14 protein-coding genes are annotated in these 26253 nt (G+C 44.3%); 8 read left to right on the top strand and 6 right to left on the bottom strand.

The features are described 5' to 3' along the window. Window positions 1-117: 117 nt before the first annotated feature. The 5 genes from AAG747_RS11395 to AAG747_RS11375 all read left to right on the top strand — a co-directional run bounded on the left by AAG747_RS11395 (window position 118) and on the right by AAG747_RS11375 (window position 8335). Window positions 118-780, top strand: a complete 663-nt coding sequence (locus AAG747_RS11395; protein WP_346821296.1) for a hypothetical protein — start codon at window positions 118-120, stop codon at window positions 778-780. Between the two features lie 201 nt (window positions 781-981). Further along, complete coding sequence (locus tag AAG747_RS11390; RefSeq protein ID WP_346821295.1) at window positions 982-3630, top strand: TonB-dependent receptor; 2649 nt, start codon at window positions 982-984, stop codon at window positions 3628-3630. Window positions 3631-3775: 145 nt separating this feature from the next. Continuing rightward, entirely contained in the window at window positions 3776-5053 is a 1278-nt protein-coding gene (locus tag AAG747_RS11385; RefSeq protein WP_346821294.1) for a DUF4876 domain-containing protein, read from the top strand. A 196-nt stretch (window positions 5054-5249) separates the two neighbouring features. Further along, on the top strand, window positions 5250-6806 hold the full coding sequence (locus AAG747_RS11380; RefSeq protein ID WP_346821293.1) for a DUF6850 family outer membrane beta-barrel protein: 1557 nt from the start codon (window positions 5250-5252) through the stop codon (window positions 6804-6806). An 11-nt stretch (window positions 6807-6817) separates the two neighbouring features. Next, entirely contained in the window at window positions 6818-8335 is a 1518-nt protein-coding gene (locus AAG747_RS11375; protein ID WP_346821292.1) for a S41 family peptidase, read from the top strand. 26 nt (window positions 8336-8361) lie between these two features. Here the strand turns inward: AAG747_RS11375 and AAG747_RS11370 are convergent, their stop codons facing one another. Beyond that, window positions 8362-9366 (bottom strand): sugar phosphate nucleotidyltransferase, encoded by a 1005-nt coding sequence (locus tag AAG747_RS11370; RefSeq protein WP_346821291.1) that lies wholly within the window; start codon window positions 9364-9366, stop codon window positions 8362-8364. Window positions 9367-9784: 418 nt separating this feature from the next. Between AAG747_RS11370 and AAG747_RS11365 the strand changes: the two genes are divergently transcribed. The 3 genes from AAG747_RS11365 to AAG747_RS11355 all read left to right on the top strand — a co-directional run bounded on the left by AAG747_RS11365 (window position 9785) and on the right by AAG747_RS11355 (window position 17399). Continuing rightward, window positions 9785-10804 carry a metal-dependent hydrolase gene (locus AAG747_RS11365; protein ID WP_346821290.1) on the top strand — a complete coding sequence of 340 codons (1020 nt, stop codon included), beginning with the start codon at window positions 9785-9787 and terminating at the stop codon, window positions 10802-10804. A gap of 628 nt (window positions 10805-11432) precedes the next feature. Then, entirely contained in the window at window positions 11433-15860 is a 4428-nt protein-coding gene (gltB, locus tag AAG747_RS11360) for a glutamate synthase large subunit (protein WP_346821289.1), read from the top strand. A gap of 123 nt (window positions 15861-15983) precedes the next feature. Continuing rightward, window positions 15984-17399, top strand: a complete 1416-nt coding sequence (locus AAG747_RS11355; RefSeq protein ID WP_346821288.1) for a glutamate synthase subunit beta — start codon at window positions 15984-15986, stop codon at window positions 17397-17399. Window positions 17400-17568: 169 nt separating this feature from the next. Here the strand turns inward: AAG747_RS11355 and AAG747_RS11350 are convergent, their stop codons facing one another. The 5 genes from AAG747_RS11350 to AAG747_RS11330 all read right to left on the bottom strand — a co-directional run bounded on the left by AAG747_RS11350 (window position 17569) and on the right by AAG747_RS11330 (window position 25733). Further along, window positions 17569-18393 carry a copper homeostasis protein CutC gene (locus AAG747_RS11350; RefSeq protein WP_346821287.1) on the bottom strand — a complete coding sequence of 275 codons (825 nt, stop codon included), beginning with the start codon at window positions 18391-18393 and terminating at the stop codon, window positions 17569-17571. A gap of 218 nt (window positions 18394-18611) precedes the next feature. Continuing rightward, window positions 18612-19604, bottom strand: a complete 993-nt coding sequence (locus AAG747_RS11345; RefSeq protein WP_346821286.1) for an isoaspartyl peptidase/L-asparaginase family protein — start codon at window positions 19602-19604, stop codon at window positions 18612-18614. Between the two features lie 232 nt (window positions 19605-19836). Further along, window positions 19837-21771, bottom strand: a complete 1935-nt coding sequence (nagB, locus tag AAG747_RS11340) for a glucosamine-6-phosphate deaminase (RefSeq protein WP_346821285.1) — start codon at window positions 21769-21771, stop codon at window positions 19837-19839. A gap of 114 nt (window positions 21772-21885) precedes the next feature. Beyond that, window positions 21886-24273, bottom strand: a complete 2388-nt coding sequence (locus tag AAG747_RS11335) for a GH92 family glycosyl hydrolase (RefSeq protein ID WP_346821284.1) — start codon at window positions 24271-24273, stop codon at window positions 21886-21888. A 32-nt stretch (window positions 24274-24305) separates the two neighbouring features. Then, window positions 24306-25733 carry a glycoside hydrolase family 125 protein gene (locus AAG747_RS11330; protein WP_346821283.1) on the bottom strand — a complete coding sequence of 476 codons (1428 nt, stop codon included), beginning with the start codon at window positions 25731-25733 and terminating at the stop codon, window positions 24306-24308. Window positions 25734-26253 lie beyond the last annotated feature (520 nt).

The following is a 26253-nucleotide window of genomic DNA, read 5'->3' as shown; positions in this document are numbered from 1 at the left end:
TTACTCATCGTAAAAATACTGTGCAAAGGCCCCCAGAACTCCGGCACGAGCTCCGGGGAATACCTCCTTACACAGCCTTTAATTAATTTTTCAATCAATTAAAAATCGTTTAAAGTTATGAAAAAATTCACAATCTACAGCCTGTTATGGATAGCTGTTTCCTTGATGGTTTTTACCTCTTGTGAGCAAAACAATGAGGAAATCGAACCCCTTAAACTCGAATCTGCTAAGTTGGCATATACCGGTACACCGGGGGTAGAGGAAAACATTACCAACGGAGGCGGTACCATTGAGTTGGATGCTTCGGTGACAGGCCTGTACCATGTCCGGGATTTTTATCAAGGCGAAATTAACCCTGAACCTACCGATCCGCATGACCGCGCATCGACTTATTACTTCAGACTGACTGACAATGAGGGTGGTAATGACACCAGCTTTGATTTGAAATTTACCGGACGGGCTACTGCCAACATCTATCCTGGCAGTGGAAGCACCCTTGCTTATGTAGACAAAAGTTTCAGTGCTGTTACAGCAAGCGATTATGATGCGAACAAAGAGCAGGCATACTTTGGCAACAATAGTGGAAGTACTATCGGCTGGTATAATTACAACTTCCTCACGCATATCGTCACTGCGGTATCAGGTCGTACATTCATCTTGAAAAAAGGAAGTGACTATTACAAAATAAAATTCACCAGCATTTACGAAGGTGGTGCACCTGATTCACCCTATGCTGCTACGGACTTTCCTTATTTCACTTTCGATTACCAAAAGTTGTAATGGGTATTTTTCCAAAGTACATACTTCAATTTTGACCGAATTTGTAAATCCATTCTTCCCCTTTTCGATTGCCGAAAGGGGGATTTTTACACTTGTTTTTAGAAGAACCCGGCAAAAAGGTAATCCTTTGTTTAACATACTGCGGCCAATACTTGTCGAATGGCAACCGGTCGTACATAATCCAAAATTTGAGCGAACACTATGAGCAAATCAGGGCCAATTTTAATTTTATTGCTCCTTACAACTACCAAGATAATTTTGGCTCAGGAGTTTTCAATCAGCGGCAAGATCAGCAATGAACAACAAGAGCCGGTTTACTTCGCCGCGATACAACTGCAAGGGTCAAACAACATCTTCACCTATAGTGAAAAAGACGGCTCCTTTTCAATTCAATCTCCCAAAGGAAAAGTGACGCTCCACATTACTTCCCTGGGCTTTAAACCTTTGGAGCGAACACTTCAGGTAGATAAGGACCTTGAGGGCCTGGAATTCTTACTTCAAGAAGAATCCTTGGAACTAGATGAAATAGTGGTAAATGCCAAACCGATAGAAAGTGATGAAGGTACCAGTGTTTATAAAATCGAAAACCAAGCTGTCAAACAAATTCAGGCCATGAGCCTGGGAGACATCCTTTCCTTGTTGCCAGGCAATACCATTAGCCCCCCTAACATGGACAAACCGCAACAAGCCCAACTGCGTACGGCTGTTGGCTCCTCGGCAAACTCCTTTGGAACAGCCATCATTGTAGATGGAGTAGCTTTAAGCAACGATGCCAATATGCAGGCCAAAACGCCTGCCAGTGATTTTTCGGGCGGTACGGCCGTAGTAGCCGGAGGTACGGACCTGCGTAGCATATCGGCTTCCGGAATCGAATCGGTAGAAGTATTGAGTGGGGTGGCTTCTCCCAAATACGGAAACTTATCCTCCGGAGCAATCATTGTAAAAAGCAAGGTGGGAAAATCGCCCTTGTTTCTTTCAACCAATATTACTCCTACAACGTACCAGGCCTCACTTTCCAAAGGTATACAACTCGCCAAACAGCTTGGCATTCTCAATAGTGATTTTTCTTATACGTATTCCACCGGAAGCCCGGTTGAGAAAAAAACCTACTATCATAATGTAAACCTGGGCTGGCGTTGGCGAGTCCGTTTGTCAAAACCTCTCGATTGGCATCACACCACTTCCTTCCAGCTCTACCTGGCGGATGATGGTCAACGACACGAGCCGGACGAAACGTATAAAAATGAAGCAGACGTAAAAAGTCAGAACTATCTGTTAACGCTTAACGGAAGTGTAAAAGCCTTGGGCCGGTTAAGGTATACGCTTAGCGGCAATGTATTAAATCAGCGGTCGTATTTTGAATCAATCCAAACCAATGGTCCGTTGCCGATGGTAGAAGCCCTGGAACCGGGAACCTACTTCTCCGGTTTCACCCCGGCCACATACCTTCAAATCAAAGATATCCGGGGGCGCCCTGTCAACCTCAATGCCCGTCTGGAAGCCAAGCAACACTGGGGGCATCTCCGTTATCAGTTAGCTTTTACCTCAGGCTTCCAATTTGTCTATGATAAAAATACCGGGAAGGGAAGAGTTTCTTCCGGTGAGGTATCCAGGGTGCACAATAGTATCGGTAGCCGGTCTGCCCGCTTTCATCAGGTACCGGCCTCCAAAACCTCTTCCCTTTATCACGAAACGGCCTTGACACGGGAAGGCTCCCACGCAACACAACAATTGCGTGTAGGGGCCCGGTATGACTATATGTTGGAGCGCTACCATTTGGTTTCACCCCGTTTATCCTTTTCATCCTATCATTTTGAAAAAATCCGTTTCCGAGCGGCATGGGGCATTTCGTACAAAGCACCCGCTATGCTTCAGTTGTACCCGGGCCCTTCATACCTGGACTACAGCAACATGATTTTTTTTGCCAATAACCCCAAGGAACGCCTGGCCATTGTCACAACCTATATCCACCGGCCTGTGAATGACCACTTACAACCCAGCCGGGTGAATATGAAGGAAGTAGGAATCGACTGGAGCAGCAAAGGCTTGAGTGTCAAAATGACCTATTACCACAAACAACTGTTACACGGGATTTATCACACCCCGGAACTATTGGTACTGAAGAAGCAAAATTACCGGGTAACAGCGCGTCCGGAAAACCAGCCGCCCAAAGTGGCTCCAATAGAAGGAGACATCGATTATTTGCTGAGAAAAGTCAATATTTTGAAAAACAATTACAAAGCCAATACGCATGGGGTGGAACTGGTGTTAAGGCCCCGGAAAATTACTGCTACCAATACCGAATTCGATTTGAGGCTAAGTTATACTCAAACCACAGAATACGACAACGGCTACCGGTTACACATCTCCAATTATACCGTAGGAGATGCCAAAGCCCGTTACGGAGTGTATGAAAATCCTGTGAGTACCACTCACCTTAGCCGGGGTACCTTGACCAGCATTCAACATATCCCCCGGTTACGATTGATCTTTACCTTGGCAACCGAACTGAATTTTGTCAATTATACCGAAAAACAAAACGGAAGTCTATTTCCTTATGCATATTATGACAGCAAAGGCAACTATCATGAAATTTCGGAGGCAGAAAGAGGTTCTTCCTCCTATGCAGACCTTCAGCTGCCGAAAGGGACCTATACGATTTATTCCAAACCTCCTTTTTACCCGAATTTTCACTTACAGATACGGAAAGAAACCCAATCAGGGCATTCTTTCAGTTTTTATGCAAACAATGCCTTTTGGTATAATCCTACCTATCAGTTAAACGGAAACAGGCACCGCTTAAACGATTCCCTGGCTTTAGGATTTTCAATGTCTTTCCAAATCAAATGATTTTTAAAAGATGGCTTAAGGGCGGTTCGGATTTGCATATAAGCACCTGAAACAGCTTAGACAAAAGGGTAGAAGAACTTTTGTTGCTGGCTGTTTTATCAACTATTTCAATCAAACTCTAATTGTAGTCTTTATTATCTTAACTATGAAACATCTATTTGTAAAAGCAAAGTTGATTTTAAAAAAAACACTGGGGGTAATGCTCCTGTTAAGCCTAATTACAGCTTGTAAGAACGATTCGGAAGAGGACAACTTTCTAGGTTCTATGGAAATTCAACTTACACTAAAGGAAGGACTGAGTAATATCAGCCTGGAAAACGTCACCGTCAAAATTGTAAACACAATAGATAACAGTGAACAAAGTCATTCGACCGATGATTTGGGCAAAGTGATGTTTCTTAATATTCCGGCCGGTACGTATACCGTAACAGTATCGGAAGCCAGGGAAGAAGAGGGCTTTACCTTAAGCAGTGCTAAGAGCGATGTGCAGGTATTGAGCCAGGAACGCACTCAGGTAGCGCTGGTAGTGAATGCGGTAATGCCCTCTAGCGGCCTGTTAATCAAAGAGCTGTATTACGGAGGAGCTAACGATGGTTATGTTTCTCTCTTTAAAGATCAATTTATAGAACTTTTTAACAATTCGTCCGAAGTATTGTATGCCGATGGCTTGTACATTGCCAATTTGTATGGCGAAACGGGCGCCTCTAACCACCAGTACCCTCTTACCAATGTAATGGATATTCGTGAATATGTGTATGCTGACTTTGTAGACCAGGTACCCGGAGATGGAGACGATTATCCTGTATTACCTGGCAAAAGCATTGTGATTGCCCTGAATGCGAAAAACTTTAAGGAAGGTAATCCGAAAGCGGAATTTGCTGTAGACAATACGGACGCTACCTTGGAGCGCTATTCGGTAGACTGGTTGGAAAGCCAGGGAAGAACGGGAAATGCCTTTTTTGACTTTGACAATCCGGATGTGCCTAATATGCAGAATATTTATATTTCCAGTTCTAGTAGCATCTACTTGTTTAACTCCTACGGAGCAGGGGTAGTGATTTTTCGCAAAGAAAAGAATTTTACCGAAAATGATATTGTCACCTATATCAAAGACGATGGTTTGAACAAAGAAGAACCTCTATTGAAAATCCCGGTGGCCGATGTATTGGACGGAGTGGACTTTTTGGAAAACTCTCAGGCTGCCCAATACAAAAGAGTACCTGAAAACATCGATACCGGCTTTAACTTCCTGAAAACGGATGGAGGTGCTTTTTACAGCAGTATTAGTATGAGACGAAAGGTAGATGAAACCGCCTCTCAGCGCTTTGGCCGGGTAGTATTAATGGACACGAATAATTCAGGAGAGGATTTTGAAGCCATTGGCCTGCCGGACAAATTTGGGTATAACCAACTTGCTTATTAATGCAACTTGGGGGATATAAGGTTATGCCCCATTAGGCTAGCCATTTATAGCACTTGTTTGGAGGCAAAAGCCGAATTCGGTTTACAAAAACTCCCGGCATAAAGCCTGAGACAATTCTCAACCTTCATCAGATCATCCGGTCAAATTTCTCCCTCCAACAGGCAGGGAGAAATTTCTCTGTTTAAACCATTTATCTATGAGAATACGCATCTTAATCCTATTGTGGTTTTGGTTCTTAGCTGGGAATCAAGTCTTTTCTCAAACTTCCCGCGGGCTGGCAGGGACCAACAGTATAGAGCGCAACTTTTTGCATACCCACTACCAACAAGCCTATGCGGAAATGCCTTCTATGCTCTCACTTTGGAAACATAGTTCATGGGCCTTTATCGAAGGGCAGTACACCCAGGGCAAAGGGGCTTTTCGCCACCCTCAAAAATACAGACAAACAACAGGCTTAACGCTTTCTACGGAATCCTTGTATCGCCTGGAAAAGACGCAATGGACCTTTTATGGAAAATTTGACTATGGGAATAAAAAAGCAGATAGTGTAATGCACAACCTGTCGTACACCCTGCCCGATAACGGATCCCCCTACTACTTCTTAATAAAGAAAGCGGGTAGTTGGAATATTCAAAAGTATCATTTCAAGGTATCGGCCAGCAATCAATTACCGGGACGCAAATTATCATTGGGCTTCAAATTACGGTATAACAGTGACTTGTCCTATAGAAAAGTGGATACCCGGAATGCTCAAACAGCCTTGACTATGAGTGCGGTACTTTCAGCGACTTACCTGATCAAACCGGAGCAAATGTTCAGCATTGGATTCAAAATCTTCAGAAAGAAAACCGAACCTTCGCTACACAACAAATACCAGCATTCCACCCAAGACCTTACCTATAATATTTACATTAACACGGGCATGGGTTCTTATCTTAAAAACATCAATTCCGGCATTACCATCCGGGAAACCCAGCCCGGTATATCGGTACAATGGGTCAAAGACACCGAACGCAAGTACTGGTCCCTTCACTATCAGTTGGACTTTGGAAGGGAGAGTTGGGAAAACCGGAATATCAACGCAGTAGAAGTGGAAAATACCATTTCCCGATATCACTATACCCGGCATGCTCTGTCCCTCGCTTCTATCCGTTATTTTCCCAAAGCCTATCTTTCTTCGCATTTGAAGCTTGAGAGGCTACAGGGAAATGGCGAAACCTGGAATGAAAATATTCAGACCTTTTTGGAAAATTACCTTACTCGCCTAAACAAAGCCCGATTGAGTAGTGAACTTTATTTTCCTGAGGCGTGGATAACCAAAGTCGGACTTCACCTGGCCTACGATGCCACCCGGAACACGGACAAAAACTATGGCTATAAACTGCAATTTTCTACTTTGACCATGGAAACGGATATTGCTTTTGTACAACCGGTACAGGATCACAAACTCAGCGCTACCTTCAAAGGAGGGTACCGGAAAAATCTGCACCTTATGCATAACCCTTATTCGGCCCATGAAAACTTATACACCGAATGGATTGCCTATCCGGTTATGAGTTACCTTACGGCTGATGGCCCGGATGCTTCCATATGTTTAGGATTTGAAACCCCGGTCCAACAAAAAAACATATTACAATGGGAAATACAGTCAATATACCGGCAAGCTACCCGCATCAATAGCCAACACTTAGCTAGCATCCGGAAAGGGGATGATTTTTTACAATGGTATACCCGTTTGAGAATTTATTTTTAATACCCGTCCAAATGAAAAATCCCACCAAAATCCGGCAAACACTTTTCTTCTATCTCACACTTATAGGCTTATTGCCGGCCTGTAATCCCACAGAAGAGGAACCCACCCCCCGGCAAGGCACCCGGCTGCAACTTCTCTTGGACTCGGTCTATTTATATGCCCAAGAAACATACCTCTGGAATGATGCCTTACCGGATTATCAAACCTTTGACCCAAGGCAATACCAATACCAACCCGATGAAATCGCCAATCTGCAACAGGAACTCCATACCCTTAGCCAGTACAAAATCAACCCGGTCACTCAAATGCCTTATGAGTATCATTCTGCCCGGCCTTCTTCCCCAAAATATTCTTTTATTGTAAAAAAAAATACACTTTCGGGCTCCTTGGGAAGTACAAGTTTGAGTGGACAGAATAGCGGTTTCGGCTTGGCGATTACGGCACTGGAAGACGAACTGCGGATCAAATACGTATTGCCAGGTTCTCCGGCAGCTCAAGCCGGACTACACCGGGGATTCAAATTGTTACAAATCAACGGTACGGAAGCATCCGGGCTGATTTCAACTCATACCCGTATTCGGCAAGTACTACAAGCGCCTCAAATCACCTTGATGTATCAAGACTCCCAGGAAAAGATTCGGGAGCAAACTTTATCTGCAAGACAATTTACCGGCAGCCCGGTCATCCACGAAAAAGTACTTAGGGAAAAGCAGCATACCGTAGGCTACTTTGTATATAACGCTTTCACAACAATGAACCATTCTCAAGCTGAACTCAACGAGGTATTTTCCCGCTTTGCCACAGCCGGAATCACAGACCTGGTCATTGATCTTCGCTATAACGAGGGAGGCTATGTAGCAACGGCCGAACATCTTGCCAACCTGATCATACCCGCCTCCTTTGACGGAGCGGTGATGTATCAAGAGCACTACAACTCTCAACTCCAGGCGGGTAAAGCCTCCCTTCTATCCCATCAACTTCTATACGATGCTTCGGGAAACACCATCCCCTACCAGGGCCGCAATGCTACCTATGCCGATGTGGATTATTCTTTGGAGGGAAATACCTATGTTTTTAAAAAAGCAGGGCCCCTGACACACCTTCAACGCATCTTCTTTATCACTTCAACAGAAACAGCCTCTGCCAGCGAAATGCTGATCAATGTATTGAAGCCTTATATGCCTGTGGTATTGGTTGGCAGTCAATCGTATGGAAAACCCGTGGGCTTTTTCGGAATTCATATCGGGGCATATACAATGTACCTGGCAAATTTTCAATTACTCAATGCCAATAAAGAAGGCGATTATTTCAATGGGTTTCTGCCCAGTATTCCTGCCCGGGATGATGTCACCCGGGACTTCGGCCACCCTGAGGAAGATTGTTTTGCCCAAGTATTGGCTTTTATTCAAGGGACAGTCCCTCCTTCCAACGGAGGCAAACGCTCCACTGCACAAGTACAACATTTTGACAGGCGGCCTTCCCGGAAGGTCTTAATAGAAAACCGGAAAAAGTTGTTAACAAATGAATGACAGTGGCTTCAAGCATCCCCCTCTGCTCAACCCCCTAAGTTAATCTGTGTATTGTCTCCCACATTCAAGCTTTTGCTGGCTCCTTTCAGAGAACTGTCATTCCCGATCAAAGAATTGTCTAAAATAAGATTATCCAATTCACTAAAAGAACCGATAATAGAATTCCGGATGGTACAACTATGTACGTGTGTATCGTCTCCCACTACCACATTCGGCCCGATGATAGAATTTTGTATATCACAGTTTTTACCGATCCGTACCGGTTGAATGATAATTGTATAGGGGCAGCCGTTGTAATCCGAGGTGCGAAAGCCCGGCCGGTTGAGCAAAATCGCATTGGCCTCCAACAGGGTTTCTTTTTTACCACAGTCGTACCAACCATCCACTTCCATGGTACAAATCCTCTCTCCCAAATTCACCATATGCATCAAGGCATCGGTCAGGTGAAACTCGTCCAGGGTTTTTACCTGATGCTTGATCAAATAGTTGATGGCCTCAATAAACCTCGGTACATTCTTTATCTTATAAATCCCCACCAAACCCAGGTTAGATTTTGGGATCAAGGGCTTTTCAGTAAATTTTTTGGCAAACTGGTCTTTGCCCATTTCTATAATGCCAAACAAACGGGGGTTCTCCACCTTCTTCACCCCTACGGCCGTATAGTCCAATTGCAAAAAACTCTTCAGGTCAAAATGGTGAATTTTATCCCCCAGTGAAATTAAGATTTCCTCCTCCTCTTTAAAGAATTTTTCTGCTACGTGTATCGCATGTGCCGAGCCTTTTCGAGGATCTTGCACCACAAAATGCATTTTGATTCCCGCATCTTTATAATTAGAAAGCATAAATTTTTTGATCCTGTCCCCCATATACCCTATGATAAACACAAAGTCCCGCAGTCCACCCTGCATCAAAAAATCTACAATATGCGAGATAATCGGTTTGCCGGCCACGGGCACCATGGCTTTGGGCTGTGTATATGTATGCGGTCTGAGTTTAGTGCCTACTCCGGCTACAGGAATAATTACTTTCATAAGTTGAACTTTATCGTTTTCTTTGAAGGCATAAAAAGGGGCAAACCTCTGAGAGTGATGAGACAAGAGGTTTGATTAATCCACATTTCACTGACTTGTTCATGTTTTCCTTCCCCCAATAATAAGAAATTATTCCCTTTATCTGAATTGACAAACAGGAGAATAGACGCAAAAAAACACTGTAACGGGTCATTTGTTCAGCTAAAATGTCAAATATGCCGTACAACAAACCAATGAATGAGAAACATGAAGCTTTTGTGAATTTATCAACTTTGTCGACAGGAAGTCCATCCCTCGTTCCGGAATCGCAACCTGAAGTTCTATTTGTAAGGAAAGGCTGACAGAATAAGTATCCTAAAAAGCAAGCTTAGTATCTTTGCCATTTGTATTCAATCACTAATTCACTGTTCACACAAAAATGGATTCTTTAACACAAATTGTCTTGGGAGCTTCGGTAGGCGAAGCCGTTTGCGGCCGGAAAATAGGCAATAAAGCTTTGTTATGGGGAGCAATAGCCGGTACCATCCCCGATTTGGATGTGATAGCCAATAATTTCTTGGATGTAGTAGGCCAACTCAGCTTCCACCGTTCCATTACCCATTCTTTTTTGTTTGCCATTTTCGCTGCTCCGCTTTTTGGCTGGTTACTGCATAAGATATACCCCAAAAGCCAAGCTACCTTTCGCGATTGGAGCTGGTTGTTTTTTTGGGGGTTTGTCACCCACTCTCTATTAGACTGTTTTACCACCTGGGGCACACAATTGTTTTATCCCTTTAGCCGGGAAGGCATTGCCTTTTACACGGTCTTTGTAGTAGACCCCTTCTATACCCTTCCTTTTTTAATTTTGGTCATTTCCGTACTATTTTTCAAGCGCAGCCATCCCAAAAGAAGCTTTTTAAACTGGACGGGAATTGCACTGAGTAGCGGATACCTTCTTTTTGCAGTCGTGAGCAAACAGATGGCCAACCGAGTATTTGAGAAAAACCTGAGCGAACAAGGCATTGCCTATTCCGATTATATTTCCAAACCCACTCCCTTGAATGCCTTACTTTGGGCCATTACCGTAGAAACTCAAGAAGGCTATTACACAGGCTTCTATTCTCTGTTGGATGCCAATGACCAAGTGAAGTTTACCTTTTCGCCTAAAAACCACCAACTGCTTCAACCTTACCTGGGCAATCCCAAAGTGCAACGGCTTTTGGAAGTTACCAAAGGGTATTATACCGTGCAAGAAGCTCCTGAGGGATATTATATCAATGATTTACGATTCGGAAAATTTAACGGTTGGCAAGGCAGCGAAGACGGGCATTTTGTGTTTGTTTATCATTTGATAGACAAAGAAAACGAACTCCGGTTTGAACAAAAAGAATACAAATTCAGGCCGGACGGTGAATACCTCTTGGCTTTTTTCAACCGTATCATGGGTGAAAAAGGTTAAATACATCAAATCGCTTTCTGTCTAAACAGTAAAAGTAGCGATAAACCTGGTTTGGTCAACATCTCTGCACCATCGCTTTATCACTACTTTTCTCGGCTCTGTCTATTTCTTTGTTTTTTAGTTTGCTCCATTCTCTTTCTCTCATTTTTCCTTATCAACTACCTGCTTGGAGCTACTTTCCAAAGGAATGGCCTTTTCTCAGCTACATTTGCCTACCAACATATCCAGGTAAGAAAAACCCACTTACATTCGCTTAAACAAATGCAAAATATCTTATACAAATCCACTGTAGGATACTTAAATCGCAAAAAAAATCTTAAACCCGGGAAAATTTACAATTAAAAAGTTTTCAAAAAACTCTTCGATAACAAAGAATCCTTGTAATTTTTTTTGGGTTATTTTTTAAAAAAGACAAAAATTATTAATACTTTTGAGATTCTAATACAGAGCGTGGTGTTCAAGAAAAGCGAAAACTAAAAAGTTCAGTCTAGAAAATAGGCGTACCATCGGCACAACATCGAAGCACCTTAAACCACCGATAAACACCCACACATCAACAACCGCTTAAGCAAATACACACGCTCATCCAGTGTATTCTAACTATTATTGGTTTAGGTTAATGACAAACATGAAGGAATTACTGACTGCTAACAGAGACAACTGCGGTTGCGGACTTATAGCCAATTTCAAAAATATTCCTTCCCGGCAAATGACTTTAGACTCGATTGAAGCCTTAAGTCGAATGATTCACCGGGGAGCGATTGCAGCAGACGGCAAAAGTGGAGACGGAAGTGGCTTTTTATTTTCTTTACCCCACCGATTTATGATTCGAGTAGCCGAAATGCACGGCTACGACCTGCCTGAAAAGTATGCGGTAGCAATGCTTTTCATCACTTCTGAAGAACAGATCAATACGTTTACAGAATATTGTGAAAAGAATGACTTAAGGGTATTATTCTACCGGAAAGTTCCTGTAAACACCAGTGTATTGGGTCAACAAGCGCTGGATGCCTTGCCCCAAATCACCCAGGCTTTTGTGGTTCCCAACTCACTGATGTCTACCAAGCGTTTTTCAGCACTGCTTTACCTTACCCGGAAAGAAGTTGAACATGAACTGGAAGATGATGAAGATTTTTACATTGCGTCTTTTTCTGACAGCCTGATTTCTTACAAAGGCTTGGTCATGCCCACAATGCTCAAAGATTTTTACCTGGACTTACAGGAAGATGATTTTGAAATCAGCTTTGGGCTTTTTCACCAACGTTTTTCCACCAATACATTGCCACGCTGGAGCCTGGCTCAGCCATTCCGTTCTTTGGCGCATAACGGTGAGATCAACTCTATCCAGGCCAACCGCTTCAATACTCAAGTGATGGAAGAAAACCTGGATAGCCCGGTGTTCACCAAAGCCGAATTAGAACGGATTTTCCCGATCCTTACCAAAGCCGGCAGTGATAGTGCCAGTGTTGACAACCTGTTCGAGTTCCTGACCGTTGCCGGGATGGATTTCTTCAAAACGGCCCGGAGTATAGTGCCAGCACCTTGGCAAAATGCTCCGCATATGGACCCTAAGCTCCGTGCTTTTTACGAATATACCTCTTGTAACTTCGAAGCCTGGGACGGCCCGGCAGCACTCAACCTAACCAATGGGCGCTACCTGGCTTGTATCCTGGACCGTAACGGCCTGCGCCCGTCCAAATACATTATCACCCGTGATGACCGTATCCTGATCAGCAGTGAATACGGAGTATTGGATATCGAAGACAATATCATTGAAGAGCAAGGCAAACTGAAGAGTGGACAAATGATTGGGATTGACCTGAAATACGGGATCATCCTGAAAAACCACGAAATCAATGACTACCTCAAAAATGCCAATCCGTACTCCAAATGGCTAGCGGAAAACAGTGCCTTTTTGATGGAACATGCCGAGCAGAATTACAACGATTTATCGGACTTTGAGCCGGAAAACCTGGTGGAGTTACAACGCTATCATAATTTCACCAATGAAATCGTAGAAAATGTGATCCGCCCGATGGTGGACAACAGCAAAGAAGAAACCGGTTCTATGGGAGACGATACTCCTTTGGCTTGTTTCAGTAAGGTACAACGGAACTTTACCGATTTCTTCCGTCAGAAATTTGCTCAGGTAACCAACCCACCGATTGATCCCTTGCGTGAGAAAGTGGTGATGTCTACCAGTGTGACATTTGGTCCTCGCAACAATGTGCTCAAGGACGGAGCCATGAACGCTCACCGCTTAAAAACGATGAATCCGGTACTGTCCAAAGAGAAGTACGGGGTCCTCAAAGCATTCGGTTCGGTAGGTAACCCCTTGTACGATCCGGTTTACAAAAACAAAGTATTTTATACGGATTTTACCAAAAACCTGAAAGAAGCCCTGGAAGACTTGGGCAATCAGGTATTACATGCCGTCAAGCGGGAAGATGTAAAAATTGTCATTTTAGACGACCGTATCCTTTCTTCCGAAAAAAGATTGATTCCGATGCCAATGGCCGTCGGTTACCTTAACAACCTACTGTTGAAACACCGGGTACGTAGCCAGGTATCGCTAGTGGTGGTTACCGGGGAAATTTACGATTCACACTCCTTTGCCGTAATGCTCGGTTTTGGTGCCTCTGCCGTGTACCCTTACTTGCTCTTCTCTTCAGTACTGCAATTGGTAAAACGCAATAAGGAAGCCAGCCTGGTAGACTGCCGACATGCCTTAAACCGTGTGACCAAAGCACTCAACTCCGGCTTGCTGAAGATCCTTTCCAAAATGGGCATTGCCACTGTGGAAAGTTACTTAAACTCAGCCCTTTTTGATGCCATCGGTTTGAGTAAAGAAATTGTGGAGGAGTGTTTCCACCGCGCTTTCCCCATGATTCCGGGCTTGGGATACGATGATATAGAATACCGGATTCACAAGTATCATAAGCTCGCTTATAAAAATCGCTTTATCAAAAAGCTTTACCCTTTAGAAGTGGGAAGCTTTTACAAATACATGGACAAAGGAGAATATCATGATTATTCTCCGGATGTATCCAGAAGTATCCAGCGTTTTGCCCGCACAGGGAAACAAGAACATTACAGTGAATTAAGAGACAGAATTAACGGACGGGGATTGCAAATGATCCGGGACTTCTTCGAGTTTAAACAAGGAAGACAGTCCATTTCAGTAGAAGAAGTGGAACCGGCCGAAAACATCATGAAGCGCTTTGCTTCTGCAGCCATGAGTTTGGGATCCATTTCTCCCGAAGCACACGAAGCTATTGCCGAAGCGATGAACACCATCGGAGGAATGTCCAATTCCGGTGAAGGAGGCGAAGATTCCCGCCGGTTCGGCACCGTATTGAACAGTAAAATCAAACAAGTAGCTTCAGGCCGTTTTGGTGTCACCCCTCATTATTTAAGAAATGCGGAGGAAATTCAAATTAAAGTAGCACAAGGCGCTAAACCGGGAGAAGGGGGCCAGTTACCAGGTTCAAAAGTAACTTCTTTGATCGCGTCTCTCCGTTGCACCGTACCAGGTGTTACGCTGATTTCTCCACCTCCTCACCACGATATTTATTCCATTGAAGACCTGGCACAATTGATTTTTGACTTAAAACAAGTCAATACCGAAGCGCAAATCAGTGTAAAGTTGGTATCCACCGCCGGGGTAGGAACCATCGCAGTGGGAGTTGCAAAGGCTTATGCGGATAAAATCATTATTTCCGGGGCCGATGGCGGAACAGGAGCGGCCCAGTTAGGCTCTATCAAATTTGCCGGAAACCCTTGGGAGCTCGGGCTTATTGAAGCACACAACGCTCTGAAGGTAAACAACCTCAGAGATGCGGTAGAAGTACAAACCGATGGAGGATTAAAAACCGGATTGGATGTAGTGAAAGCAGCTATCCTGGGCGCTGAAAGTTATGGCTTCGGTACTTCTTTGTTGAACACCGTAGGTTGTAAAATTTTAAGAGTCTGTCACTTGAATAAATGTAGTGTAGGAATTGCTACGCAAGACAAAACCCTTCGCAGCTACTACACGGGTACGGTGAGAGGTATTATCAACTACCTGACTTCTATTGCCGAAGAAGTACGGGAAATTCTGGCAAAACTAGGCTATCAAAAACTGGATGACATCATTGGTCAAACTCATTTATTGCAAGTAGTCAATGATGAATTTGCCAAGAAGTTTGACTTCGAATCCATCTTGTATCAAGCTCCGGGCATTGAAACCCGTAAGAAGAAAAGGAATGAACCTTTTGACAACAACCAGTTTGAACAAGATGTACAGAAGGAAGTTATTGACACCATTAAGTCGCCTAAATTCCCAATTGTCGTCAACCGGAAAATCCGCAATATCAACCGGAGTTTTGGAGCGAGGATCAGTGGGGTGATCGCCGATTATTATGGGGATAAAGGCCTGCCGAAAGAAACCATTACCATCAACCTGAAAGGGTATGCCGGTCAGTCCTTAGGTACTTTCCTGAGTAAGGGGATGCTAATCCGTTTGGCAGGTACGGCCAACGATTATGTAGGAAAAGGCATGCGGGGAGGTCATATCATCATTACCCCTGAAAAAGTAGGTAGACCGCACAGTTTGGCAGGGAATACTTGCTTGTACGGAGCCACAGGAGGAAAACTCTTCGTAGCCGGTACGGTAGGAGAACGCTTTGCCGTACGGAACTCCGGAGCCCTGGCCGTGGTAGAAGGTACGGGTGACCATCCTTGTGAGTACATGACCGGAGGAACCGTAGTAATTCTGGGAGAAACGGGCATCAACTTCGGAGCGGGTATGACCGGTGGGGTGGCCTTTGTATATGACAAGACCAATACCTTTATTGATAAAATGAACCAGGAGTTGATCAAAGCAGAGCGGATTGATACGGATGAAGCGGACGAAGGCCGTTATTATCTCAAAAAAATCCTGCGAAGCTATAGCTACCGGACCAACAGTCCGATTGCAAAATTTATCCTGGATAACTTCCGTGAAGAGTCGCGCTATTTCTACATGGTGACTTCTAAAGACATGAAGGCACCATTGAACCCTATGGAAGGAAACTAAATGTTTTACTCCCGACAGGATTTCACCTACATAAGAACTCCTGTCGGTACCCTTCCGGAAACACTAATTACATTTATTCATTTTTAATCTGTGTGATCATTTCGATTACAAATTTGGGGAGATATGTACGAATTCACTAAAATCGAGCGGATTGAGCCGACCAAAAGGCCATCGAATGAGCGGATCAAGAATTTCAACGAAATCACTGAAGTATATACCGGCGATGAGGCCGCCAGCCAGGCAAGCCGTTGCTTGCAATGTGGCAACCCTTATTGCAGCTCTACCGGATGTCCTTTGAGCAATAATATTCCACAATGGTTAAAATTCATTGCGGACAAAGACCTGGATCTTGCCTTTCAAATTTCCAATGAAACTTCACCGTACCCGGAACTGTTGGGCCGTATTTGTCCTCACGACCGTCTTTGTGAGGGGGCTTGTACACTGAATGACGGCCATGGAGCGGTGACCATTGGCTCTATTGAAGTATCCGTGAACGAAAAGGGATTTGCCAAAGGACTGAAACCGGAATTTTCCGATCAAAAAACGGGCAAACGGGTAGCCATTATCGGTTCAGGACCTGCCGGATTAGCTTGTGCCACCTTTCTTTTGCGGGCAGGAGTTACCCCTGTCGTCTATGAAAAAGCCGACCAGGCCGGAGGTTTGTTTGTCTACGGAATTCCAGGGTTTAAACTGGAAAAAGAAGCGGTAAAACGCAGAGTGGAATTGCTCCTGGAAGCGGGAATGGAGTTACACCTCGGCACAGAAATCGGAAAAGACATTACCTTTCAGGAAATATATGACAAGCACGATGCCGTCTTTTTAGGCCTGGGTGCCATGGAAGGCCGGGTATTGGGCTATGACACTTACAATGCCGACAATATCTATATGGCGGTGCCTTTCCTGACGAATATTCAAAAGAAACTGGATGAGCTGCCTTACGATAAAAAGTACCAGGTAAAAGGAAAGAAAATATTGGTAATTGGAGGTGGTGATACCGCAATGGACTGTGTACGGACCTCTATTCGCGAAGGAGCAGCCGAAGTAACTTGTGTGTACCGGAGAGATGAAGAAAATATGCCCGGAAGCCGAAAAGAGGTACTTTCAGCCAAAGAAGAAGGTGTGGAATTCATTTACCAAACGACTCCTAAAAGCTTTGTAGCGGATAAGGACCAAAACATCTATGGAGTAAAGTTTGCTAAAACGCAATTAGTAGAGCCTGTGGGTGGCGGAAGAGCCAGTATTCAGGAAATAGAAGGCTCCGAACAGGTCATGGAAGCGGATATCATTATTTTGGCACTCGGCTTTAAAAATGAAAAGTTGCCTTTCTTAACGGAAAACGGAATTGAACTCAACGATTGGGGAGCAATTAAAGTAGATGAAAATTACCAAACCAGCCGGAACGGTGTATACGCTGGAGGCGATGGAGTACGGGGGGCTGACTTGGTAGTAACGGCTGCACTGGACGGAAGGGAAGCGGCCATGAATATCTTGGAAGCTATTTTTCAAGAAACCTCCGCGGAGGTAAATAATGCACTTTAGTCTGTAAGCATCGAAAATGGAAGAATTAGAAAAGGGGCCAAACGGCCCCTTTTTGCTGTCCTGCTATTCTATCCATCGACTTCTATTTCAGTATATACTTATTTATAAGGTAGGGCATTCAAGTGGTAGACCAACCCTTGAATGCCCTATATATATAGCAGTTCTCTGTTTATTTCATCAATAAGATTTTATTCTTAACCGCACTTACCTTCCCCGTATCTACCAAAGACAGTTCAAATTCCGGCAAACGAAGCGGAGGCACGCCATTAGGTCCTTTTCCAGTTCGTATCGTTTGCACTACTTCTTCGGGGATGGCAATCTTTTTCCCCATAAATACATGCCTGTTCCGGTATTTCATCCGGCTATCCAATACCTTGGCTCCGGACATATGAAATTCTTTCACACCTGTATAGTCATGCAATTCTTCCACATTGGAAGCATTGACTCCCCCACCTGCCATCACTAATAAATTTTCTCCGGCACGCTCTTGTAACTGTTTGATCAATTCTCTTCCCTCAAAGGCTGATTTTGCCTGACCGGAAGTCAGCAATCTGTCCACACCCAGGCTTAGCAAGTCGTCCAAAGCCTTAATCGGATCAGCTGCCATATCAAAAGCCCGGTGAAAAGTCACACTTAAAGGCCCGGCAACCTCCATGATGGTTTGCATCCGCTCTATATCCACTTGCCCTTCGGCATCCAGGGCCCCCACTACAATTCCTTGCACATTCAACTCATGAAGCCGTTCGATATCCCGCTTCATCACCTCCACTTCAATATCCGAATAGCAGAAATCACCGCCTCTCGGACGTACCAATACGTGAAGATCGATATCAATCTTAGACCTGGTTAATTCAATTAATCCTATGCTGGGAGTGGTACCACCTTCATACAGGTTGTCACACAACTCCACCCGGTCAGCTCCACCCTCTTGTGCTTTAATTGTGGATTCCACAGAATCAGCACATACCTCTAATACAAATTGTTTCGTGCTCATTTGCTTACTAAATAGTTATGTTAATAGGCTAATTTATTCGCTTTCAAGTAACTTGCTAATGATGGACAGTCAATTCCAAAAGTTGTAAGAAGAAGGGATTGAGAATGTTTCATTGTTTCATAGGGAAACGACATTTAAACACCTTCCACAATCCCCTGTTGGTTGCTTCCTTCTACCTTACCAGACTGAAAAAAATCTTATTTGAAGCGTGTTATGGCCTACCACTTCTTCATTTTAGATTTCGCATCTTCCATCCGGTTTGCCTGGTCTGCCTCACAAATGGCATAATTAAACCCGGGATAAACGCTATAAGCACCGTATTCCCCTTTGTGATTCAATGCCAAGAAGCCCACCTGTACATTCGTGAGGTCTTTGTGCTTTTTCACAATCCGCTCCACCACAATCTTACATGCTTCCATCGGGCTTTTTCCGTTGCGCATCTGCTCTACCACCATACTACTTCCGGCAACGCGGACCACTGCTTCACCCAATCCGGTAGCACAGGCTGCTCCTACTTCATTGTCGACAAATAAACCTGCCCCAATAATCGGAGAATCCCCTACCCTACCGTGCAGTTTATAAGCCGCTCCACTGGTCGTACATGAACCGGACAAGTTTCCGTGGCTGTCCAATGCCAATTGACCGATAGTATCGTGATTTTCTATATTAATTACCGGTTGGTATTTGGCTTTTTCCAACCATTCTTTCCAGGCTTTTTCCGCTTCGGGAGTCAGCAAGTTTTCCTCTTTAAAACCTTGAGCTTTCGCAAATTGCAAAGCGCCTTGTCCTACCAGCATAACGTGAGGGGTTTCTTCCATCACTTTGCGCGCTACAGAAATAGGATGTTTAATATTTTGTAAAAAAGCGACTGCACCACAATTACTGTTATGGTCCATGATACAGGCATCCAGGGTCACATTACCGTCTCTGTCAGGGTAGCCCCCAATTCCCACACTGTGGCCGTTCGGGTCGGCTTCTGTCACCCGTACTCCGGCTTCTACGGCATCCAATGCGGTTCCTCCGGCTTTCAACACCTTCCATGCTGCCTCATTGGCGTCCATTCCGTGGTTCCAAGTGGAAATGACCACCGGTTTTTTGCCCTTCTTTTGAAGATCGGCTGTTCCGGCAAAGGCCTTGGCAATCGTAAATGAAGAGCCCAACATCGAACCGCCCAAAGCGGATATTTTCAAAAACTTCCTCCTACTTTTCATATAGCAAAAAATGGATAAGATAAAATGATATATTAAGATTAGTTGAAACCACAATCAAGAAAAGGTGGTCAAGGCTATTGTGCGGAAGGATCTTTTTCTAGTAGTAAGCAAATTTCAAATCTCAATGAACACTACCCCACTTCCCGTTTGTTTGTCAGTTCATAAAGGCCAAGCACATCCCTAAGAATGAATGGCAGGGCAAACGCCCTGCACTCATCTTGGAATCGCTATGCTAAAAGTGATATCGTTTGAATGCCTCTATGGCTTCGTATTCAGGAAGGCCTAATTTGTCATACAAATCGGCAGTACCTCTGTTTCTTTGCTCCGCTCTTTGCCAGAACTCTCTGGAATCCGAACCTGGGAACAAAGGTCTGTCTTTTTGCGACTGGTGTTTAAAGATCGCTCTGCGTTTCCGCAACAATTCTTCCGGACTAATCGGCACAGCCATCTCAATATCAGAGATGTCCCACTCTTGCCAAGCGCCTCTGTACAACCATACCCAACAGTCTTTCAGCCACTTCTCTTTTTTATTCTTTAATTCTTCTAATGCTTTGAAGATGGCATCCAGACATACACGGTGCGTACCGTGTGGATCCGAAAGATCTCCAGCGGCATAGATTTGATGCGGTTTGATCTCTTGCAGCAAATCTACAATAATTTGTACGTCTTTCTTACCAATAGGCTTCTTTTTCACCAAACCGGTCTCATAGAAAGGCATGTCCAGGAAGTGTGACTTCACTTCGGTGCCTACATAACGGCATCCGGCTTTGGCCTCTCCTCTACGGATCAAACCTTTGATTTTCTGCACTTCTTTGGGGTCTACTTCTCCGGGCTTTTTGTTTTTCAACTGCTTGGTGATTCTGTCAAAAAGCTCTTTGGCAACTTTGTCTTCCAATTGGAATGCCTCGCTGTAATCTTTCACAAAATCGGCAAAACGCACTACGTCATCGTCAAATACGGCAATGTTACCGGAGGTTTGATATGCTACGTGCACTTCATGCCCTTGGTCGTAAAGACGGATAAAGGTGCCTCCCATAGAGATCACATCGTCATCCGGGTGCGGGCTGAAAATAATCGTTCGTTTTTTAGCAGGCTCCGCTCTTTCCGGACGGTAGGTATCATCGGCATTCGGTTTCCCGGCCGGCCATCCGGTGATGGTGCGCTGCATTTTATTAAAGATTTCAATATTAATATCGTAAGCAGAACCTCGCTCAGCCACCAAGTCACTCATTCCGTTGTCATTGTAGTCCCGGTCGGTTAATTTCAAGATCGGTTTTTCCAACTTTTGACATAACCAGATCACTGCACGCTTGGTTAATGCCTCCTCCCATTGGCAAGTACCCACCAACCAAGGGGTTTTCTCCCGGGTCAATTCGGCACCGGCAGCATCGTCAATCACAAAAGTGGTATTCGGATGGTTTTGCAAGAAAGAAGCCGGTGTTTCATACGTTACCGGGCCTTCTACTGTTCGCTTAATGATATTAGCTTTTCCTTCACCCCAAGCCATCAGGATAATGCGATTGGCTTTCATGATGGTGCCTACCCCCATGGTGATGGCTTTGCGCGGTACATATTCTTCTCCGAAGAAATCGCTGGCAGCATCAATACGGGTAATGGAGTCCAAGGTGATCATCCTTGTTCTGGAATTCACCGAAGAACCCGGCTCGTTAAAACCGATATGTCCGGTACGGCCAATACCCAGGATCTGAAGATCCAGACCGCCCAACTCTTCTAACCTTTGCTCGTATTTCTGGCAGAAAGCATAAACATCTTCTTGCTTCAGCGTACCGTCAGGGATATGAATATTTTCTTTAGGGATATCGATATGGTCAAACAAGTATTCCTTCATAAAGCGGACATAGCTTTGCAGAGCGTCCGGCTGCATGGGGTAATACTCGTCCAGGTTAAAGGTATATACATTCTTAAAACTCAACCCTTCTTCTTTGTGCATACGCACCAACTCGTCATATACCTTGATGGGAGATGATCCGGTTGCCAAACCCAAAACACATGGATCTCCCTGCAGTTCTTTGACTTTGATCAATGAAGCAATTTCCGAAGCTACGGCTTTTGAGGCTTTCACCGAATTATCCATGATCTCGGTGTGGATTTTTTCAAACCTCGTTTTTTCGTTTGTTCCTGCTTTCTTATGGCTTATTCTGCTCATTAGTAAAATAGGGTTTTGTTATTAATGATTCGTTAAAAATTACTTATTACTATATACTTTGTTTGTTGCCCCACACTTGAGGCTTCTTATTTTATTACTATATACATTACTATACTATAATTGCGATGGGCTCATTGACGGAGGAATGCTCTCCGAAGCCGTTGCCCAGGCCTTATTAGGTTCTTTTCCCATTTTCAAGACTAACTCACCCCCAGCCATTACTTCTTGGTGAGTGATATAGGTTTTGTTAAAAGCCGCTCCGTTCAAACTTGCTTCCTGGATATATTTATTCTCTTTCGATACATTTTCAGCTTTTACGGTAAATGTTTTGCCAGCTCCCACTTCAATACTGGTTGCTTCAAACAATGGGCTGCCAATCACATAGACGCCCTCGGCCGGGTTCACCGGGTAAAAGCCCATGGCACTGAACAGGTACCAAGCCGACATCTGGCCACAGTCTTCGTTTCCGCAGAGTCCGTTGGGTTCGGTCGTATACATCTTCTTCATAATGTCCCGGATGGTCTCCTGCGTTTTCCAGGGAGCCCCGGCATAAGTGTACATATAAGCAATGTGATGGCTAGGTTCGTTGCCATGTGCATATTGCCCGATCAAGCCGGAAATATCCACAGACACATTCTCTCCGGTGATTTCCGAAGATTCACTGAACAAGGAATCCAACTTGGTGATAAAGCGCTCTTTGCTTCCGAATAAGTTGATCAAGCCTTGTACGTCATGCGGCACAAACCAGCTATGTTGCCAGGCATTTCCTTCCGTATAGTCCGTATCTACGCGATGAGATGAGCGTTTCGGGTCGAAAGGATCTCTCCAGCTTCCGTCCTTCATCTTCCCCCTCATAAATCCCGTTACCGGATCAAAGATATTCCGGTAGCTGGTCGCGCGGTTCATAAAGTATTCGTAATCTTCTGTTTTCCCCATCTCCTTGGCCACTTGCGCGATACACCAATCATCATACGCATATTCCAAGGTTTTGGTGACTGCTTCTACTTCCAAATCAGAAGGGATATAATTGTATTCTTTCAAAAATTTGACCCCGCGAATATCCTGCATACCGCTTGCCTTCATTGCTTCAAAAGCCAACTCTACATCGTAATCTCTAAAGCCCTTCAAGTAGGCATCGGCAATCACCGGAATGGCATGATAGCCCGTCATGGTATTGGTTTCGTTGGCCGATAACGCCCATACCGGCAACAAGCCATGCTCTTTGTAAAAAGCCAACATAGAGCGAATCATATCGTTTACCCGGTCTTGTTGAAGAATGGTAAACAGAGGATTGTTGGCCCGGAAAGTATCCCAAAGGGAAAATGTAGTATAATAGTCAAACCCTTCGGCCTTTATGTATTCGCCATTGGCACCTTTGTACATACCGTCCCGGTCAGAGTGCAATACCGGAGCCAGCTGCGAATGGTACAAAGCGGTATAGAAGATGGTTTTCAGTTCTTTGTCCTGAGAGTTCACCTTTACTTTTTGCAACTCTTTCTCCCACTTGTTTTCAGCATCCTGACGAACTTGCGCAAAGTCCCAGGCGGGGATTTCGGCATACAGATTATTTTTAGCACCTTCCGCACTGGCCGATGAGATTCCCACCTTTACCAATACTTCTTCTTTTTCTGTCAAATCAAATGCAAACAATGCTTTGGCTGCCTGGCTTTCGATTTCTGTCTGGCCTTTTTCCTGTATCAGCGTATCCGAAGCCGCTTGGAAAGATGTAAAAGGCTTGGAAAACTGAATATGGAAGAAGACTCTCTGATCGTCCGCCCAACCTTTGGAAAAGCGGTATCCCGATACGGTTGAGTCGTTTTCAATCCGGATAAATGTTTTGGTCGGGCGATCCCAGTTTACGGCATAGCTCAAATCGAGTACTACCGAGGGGTTGCTGGCATTGTCAAAGGTGTATTTATGAAATCCGGCTCTTTCCGTAGCGGTCAATTCCACCTGGATCTTCGGATCTTCCAACCATACGGAATAATAACCCGGAGAGGCTGATTCTTTGTCGTGAGAATACAATGACTTGAAATCATAATCATCCCGCGACTTAATGCGTTTGCTGAAGTCCACATCTGCATTGGTAGGCATTAACAAAACATCGCACAAATCGCCAATTCCCGTACCGCTCAAGTGGGTATGGCTAAACCCTACCACTACCGAGTCAATATAGTTATACCCTGAGCACCAATCCCAATCACTGATACCGTTGTCAGGACTTAATTGTACCATTCCAAAAGGAACCGTAGCCCCCGGATAAGTATGCCCATGGTCAGCCGTTCCGATAAACGGATCCACAAAATTTGTCAACTTTTGACGCTCTGTGCCAGCACTTTTTTCAGTCGGAGATTTTTCTCCACAAGAGGCCAAGACCAATGCCGCAGAGGTTGCAAGCAATACCGTTCTCTTGTTCAAAATTTTATACAAGCCTCGCAGGAAAATAGTAGCTGCCAAGCCCAATAGGGTCGTTGTAAGAATAATTACGTTAATGTCAGTCATGTTCTCTATTTCTATGTTCACTATCAAGAGATTTATACTTCTAACAGTTGAGGTTTTTCTTGATATAGTTTTAAAATCAACTCCCCGAATAAGGTATTGGCCCAGGCAAACCACTTGCGGGAAAAGTTTTTCGGATCGTCTTTATGGAAGCTTTCATGCATAAAGCCCGTACCGCCATGGGTCGCTTTCAAAAGCCGGATGCATTGCCGTATTTCTTCTTCGTCTGTGGACGTAAAAGCACGCATCACGATGCTCATTGGCCAAATCATATCCATTCCCACATGTGGTCCGCCAATACCATCGGCCGCTTTTCCTCGGAAATAATACGGATTAAATTCACTGAAGAGAAATTTCCGGGTATTTTGATAAATATCATCGTTCACATCACAAGCATCCAGATAAGGCATGGACAATAGACTTGGCACATTGGCATCGTCCATAAAGACTTTATTACCAAAGCCATCCACTTCGAAGGCATAAATACGCCCGAAATACGGATGCTCGTGTATGGCATATTGTTGTAGCGCTTGCTCTACTGTATACGCCAAATCTTTGCATTCCTTGGCAAATTCCGGATTCTTCAACACCTCTGTGTGAATGGTAGCCAACTGTTTCAAAGAAGTGACGGCAAAATAGTTGGAAGGCACCAGGAAGGGATAAATGGTGGCATCGTCAGAAGGCCTGAAAGTAGAGCAAATCAGCCCCACAGGCTTGATAGGATTGCCATACCCCGCACCAGCGACCGTATCGGTTTGCCGCTCGGTCACCCGCATAAAACTGTAAGGCCCGTTTCCGTCTAGGCGTTGTTGTTCCTTGAATGTCTTGACAATTAAATAGGAAGCTTTTTTCCAATCTTCGTCAAACACAGAGGTATCACCTGTCCTTTTCCAATACCCATGCGCCAACCGGACTGCGTAACACAAAGAATCAATTTCCCATTTTCTCTCATGCAATTCCGGCTTCATCTCCGTCAGGTCCTTTTCCCATTCACTTCCGGTAGGCCCATCATTAAACGCATTGGCATACGGATCAATCAGGATACATTGGGTCTGGCGGTTTACCAGGCCGGCAACCAGTTTTTGCAATTTCTCATCCTCCTTCATTAAAGGCAGGTAAGGCCACACCTGAGCGGTAGAATCCCTCAACCACATGGCATGGATATCGCCGGTAATTATAAATGTATCCGGTTTGCCGTTTTTTTCAGCATAACTGACAGTGGTATCCAAGGTATTGGGAAAGCAATTCTCAAACAGCCACGCCAACTCCGGGTCGGCAAGACCTTTTTTCACGTTCTCAATAGTGGCTTCCACAGCCATACTGGTAAAGTTCCGTTCTTTTTTTACCGGTCGGTTACTCGTGTATTTTTTCGCATACGAAACCGAAGGAATGGCTATCCCGGTAGCTATGCCGGCTGTAGCTATACCGCTCGTTTTCACAAAATCACGTCTGGTAATCTTCATGAAATAATCTATTAACAGCGATTCATACAGGAAAAATGCGCGAATTCCCTAAGTTTTCACCCAATTTCCCCACGAATATAAGCAAAATATACACATATTATGCGTTTTTATGCATTTTTTATACATGCAAATCTAAAGAAAAACTAGCTGGACAGAAAGTGCAACTCAGGCAGTCATTTTATTTTTACGGTTAAATTTATTGTATACACAGGTAATTCTATCCGTAACGGATTCTCACGAAGGAAAAAAGGCTTAGGCAATCATACCGGGGAGATAAATTATCCAAACAAACTTGCTCAAAGGAAGGGTACTTGGTTCCAAAGGCCATATTTTATTATTAAATTTAGGAGATAATTTTGACTTTTACCAGTCATTTGAATCAGAGAAACCTCAGAAGTTTTGCAAAGCCCTCCAAGCATCGCAACAAACCTTGTCCTTTATTCCACCCTACAGTACACTTGGCTTTGACAGAAAACAATACAAATCCAAACCCTCAACTACCCCCATACCACTATCTCTT

The sequence above is a fragment of the Rapidithrix thailandica genome (assembly GCF_039710355.1).
Classification (GTDB): Bacteria; Bacteroidota; Bacteroidia; order Cytophagales; family Flammeovirgaceae; genus Rapidithrix; species Rapidithrix thailandica.
Note: the sequence above shows the minus strand (reverse complement) of the source record. Positions and strands in the feature narration are given on the sequence as shown.

Excerpts from the sequence above, each read along its gene's own strand:
- AAG747_RS11395 (WP_346821296.1), top strand. The coding sequence starts at position 118 with ATGAAAAAATTCACAATCTACAGCCTGTTATGGATAGCTGTTTCCTTG.
- AAG747_RS11390 (WP_346821295.1), top strand. The coding sequence starts at position 982 with ATGAGCAAATCAGGGCCAATTTTAATTTTATTGCTCCTTACAACTACC.
- AAG747_RS11385 (WP_346821294.1), top strand. The coding sequence starts at position 3,776 with ATGAAACATCTATTTGTAAAAGCAAAGTTGATTTTAAAAAAAACACTG.
- AAG747_RS11380 (WP_346821293.1), top strand. The coding sequence starts at position 5,250 with ATGAGAATACGCATCTTAATCCTATTGTGGTTTTGGTTCTTAGCTGGG.
- AAG747_RS11375 (WP_346821292.1), top strand. The coding sequence starts at position 6,818 with ATGAAAAATCCCACCAAAATCCGGCAAACACTTTTCTTCTATCTCACA.
- AAG747_RS11370 (WP_346821291.1), bottom strand. The coding sequence starts at position 9,366 with ATGAAAGTAATTATTCCTGTAGCCGGAGTAGGCACTAAACTCAGACCG.
- AAG747_RS11365 (WP_346821290.1), top strand. The coding sequence starts at position 9,785 with ATGGATTCTTTAACACAAATTGTCTTGGGAGCTTCGGTAGGCGAAGCC.
- gltB (WP_346821289.1), top strand. The coding sequence starts at position 11,433 with ATGAAGGAATTACTGACTGCTAACAGAGACAACTGCGGTTGCGGACTT.
- AAG747_RS11355 (WP_346821288.1), top strand. The coding sequence starts at position 15,984 with ATGTACGAATTCACTAAAATCGAGCGGATTGAGCCGACCAAAAGGCCA.
- AAG747_RS11350 (WP_346821287.1), bottom strand. The coding sequence starts at position 18,393 with ATGAGCACGAAACAATTTGTATTAGAGGTATGTGCTGATTCTGTGGAA.
- AAG747_RS11345 (WP_346821286.1), bottom strand. The coding sequence starts at position 19,604 with ATGAAAAGTAGGAGGAAGTTTTTGAAAATATCCGCTTTGGGCGGTTCG.
- nagB (WP_346821285.1), bottom strand. The coding sequence starts at position 21,771 with ATGAGCAGAATAAGCCATAAGAAAGCAGGAACAAACGAAAAAACGAGG.
- AAG747_RS11335 (WP_346821284.1), bottom strand. The coding sequence starts at position 24,273 with ATGACTGACATTAACGTAATTATTCTTACAACGACCCTATTGGGCTTG.
- AAG747_RS11330 (WP_346821283.1), bottom strand. The coding sequence starts at position 25,733 with ATGAAGATTACCAGACGTGATTTTGTGAAAACGAGCGGTATAGCTACA.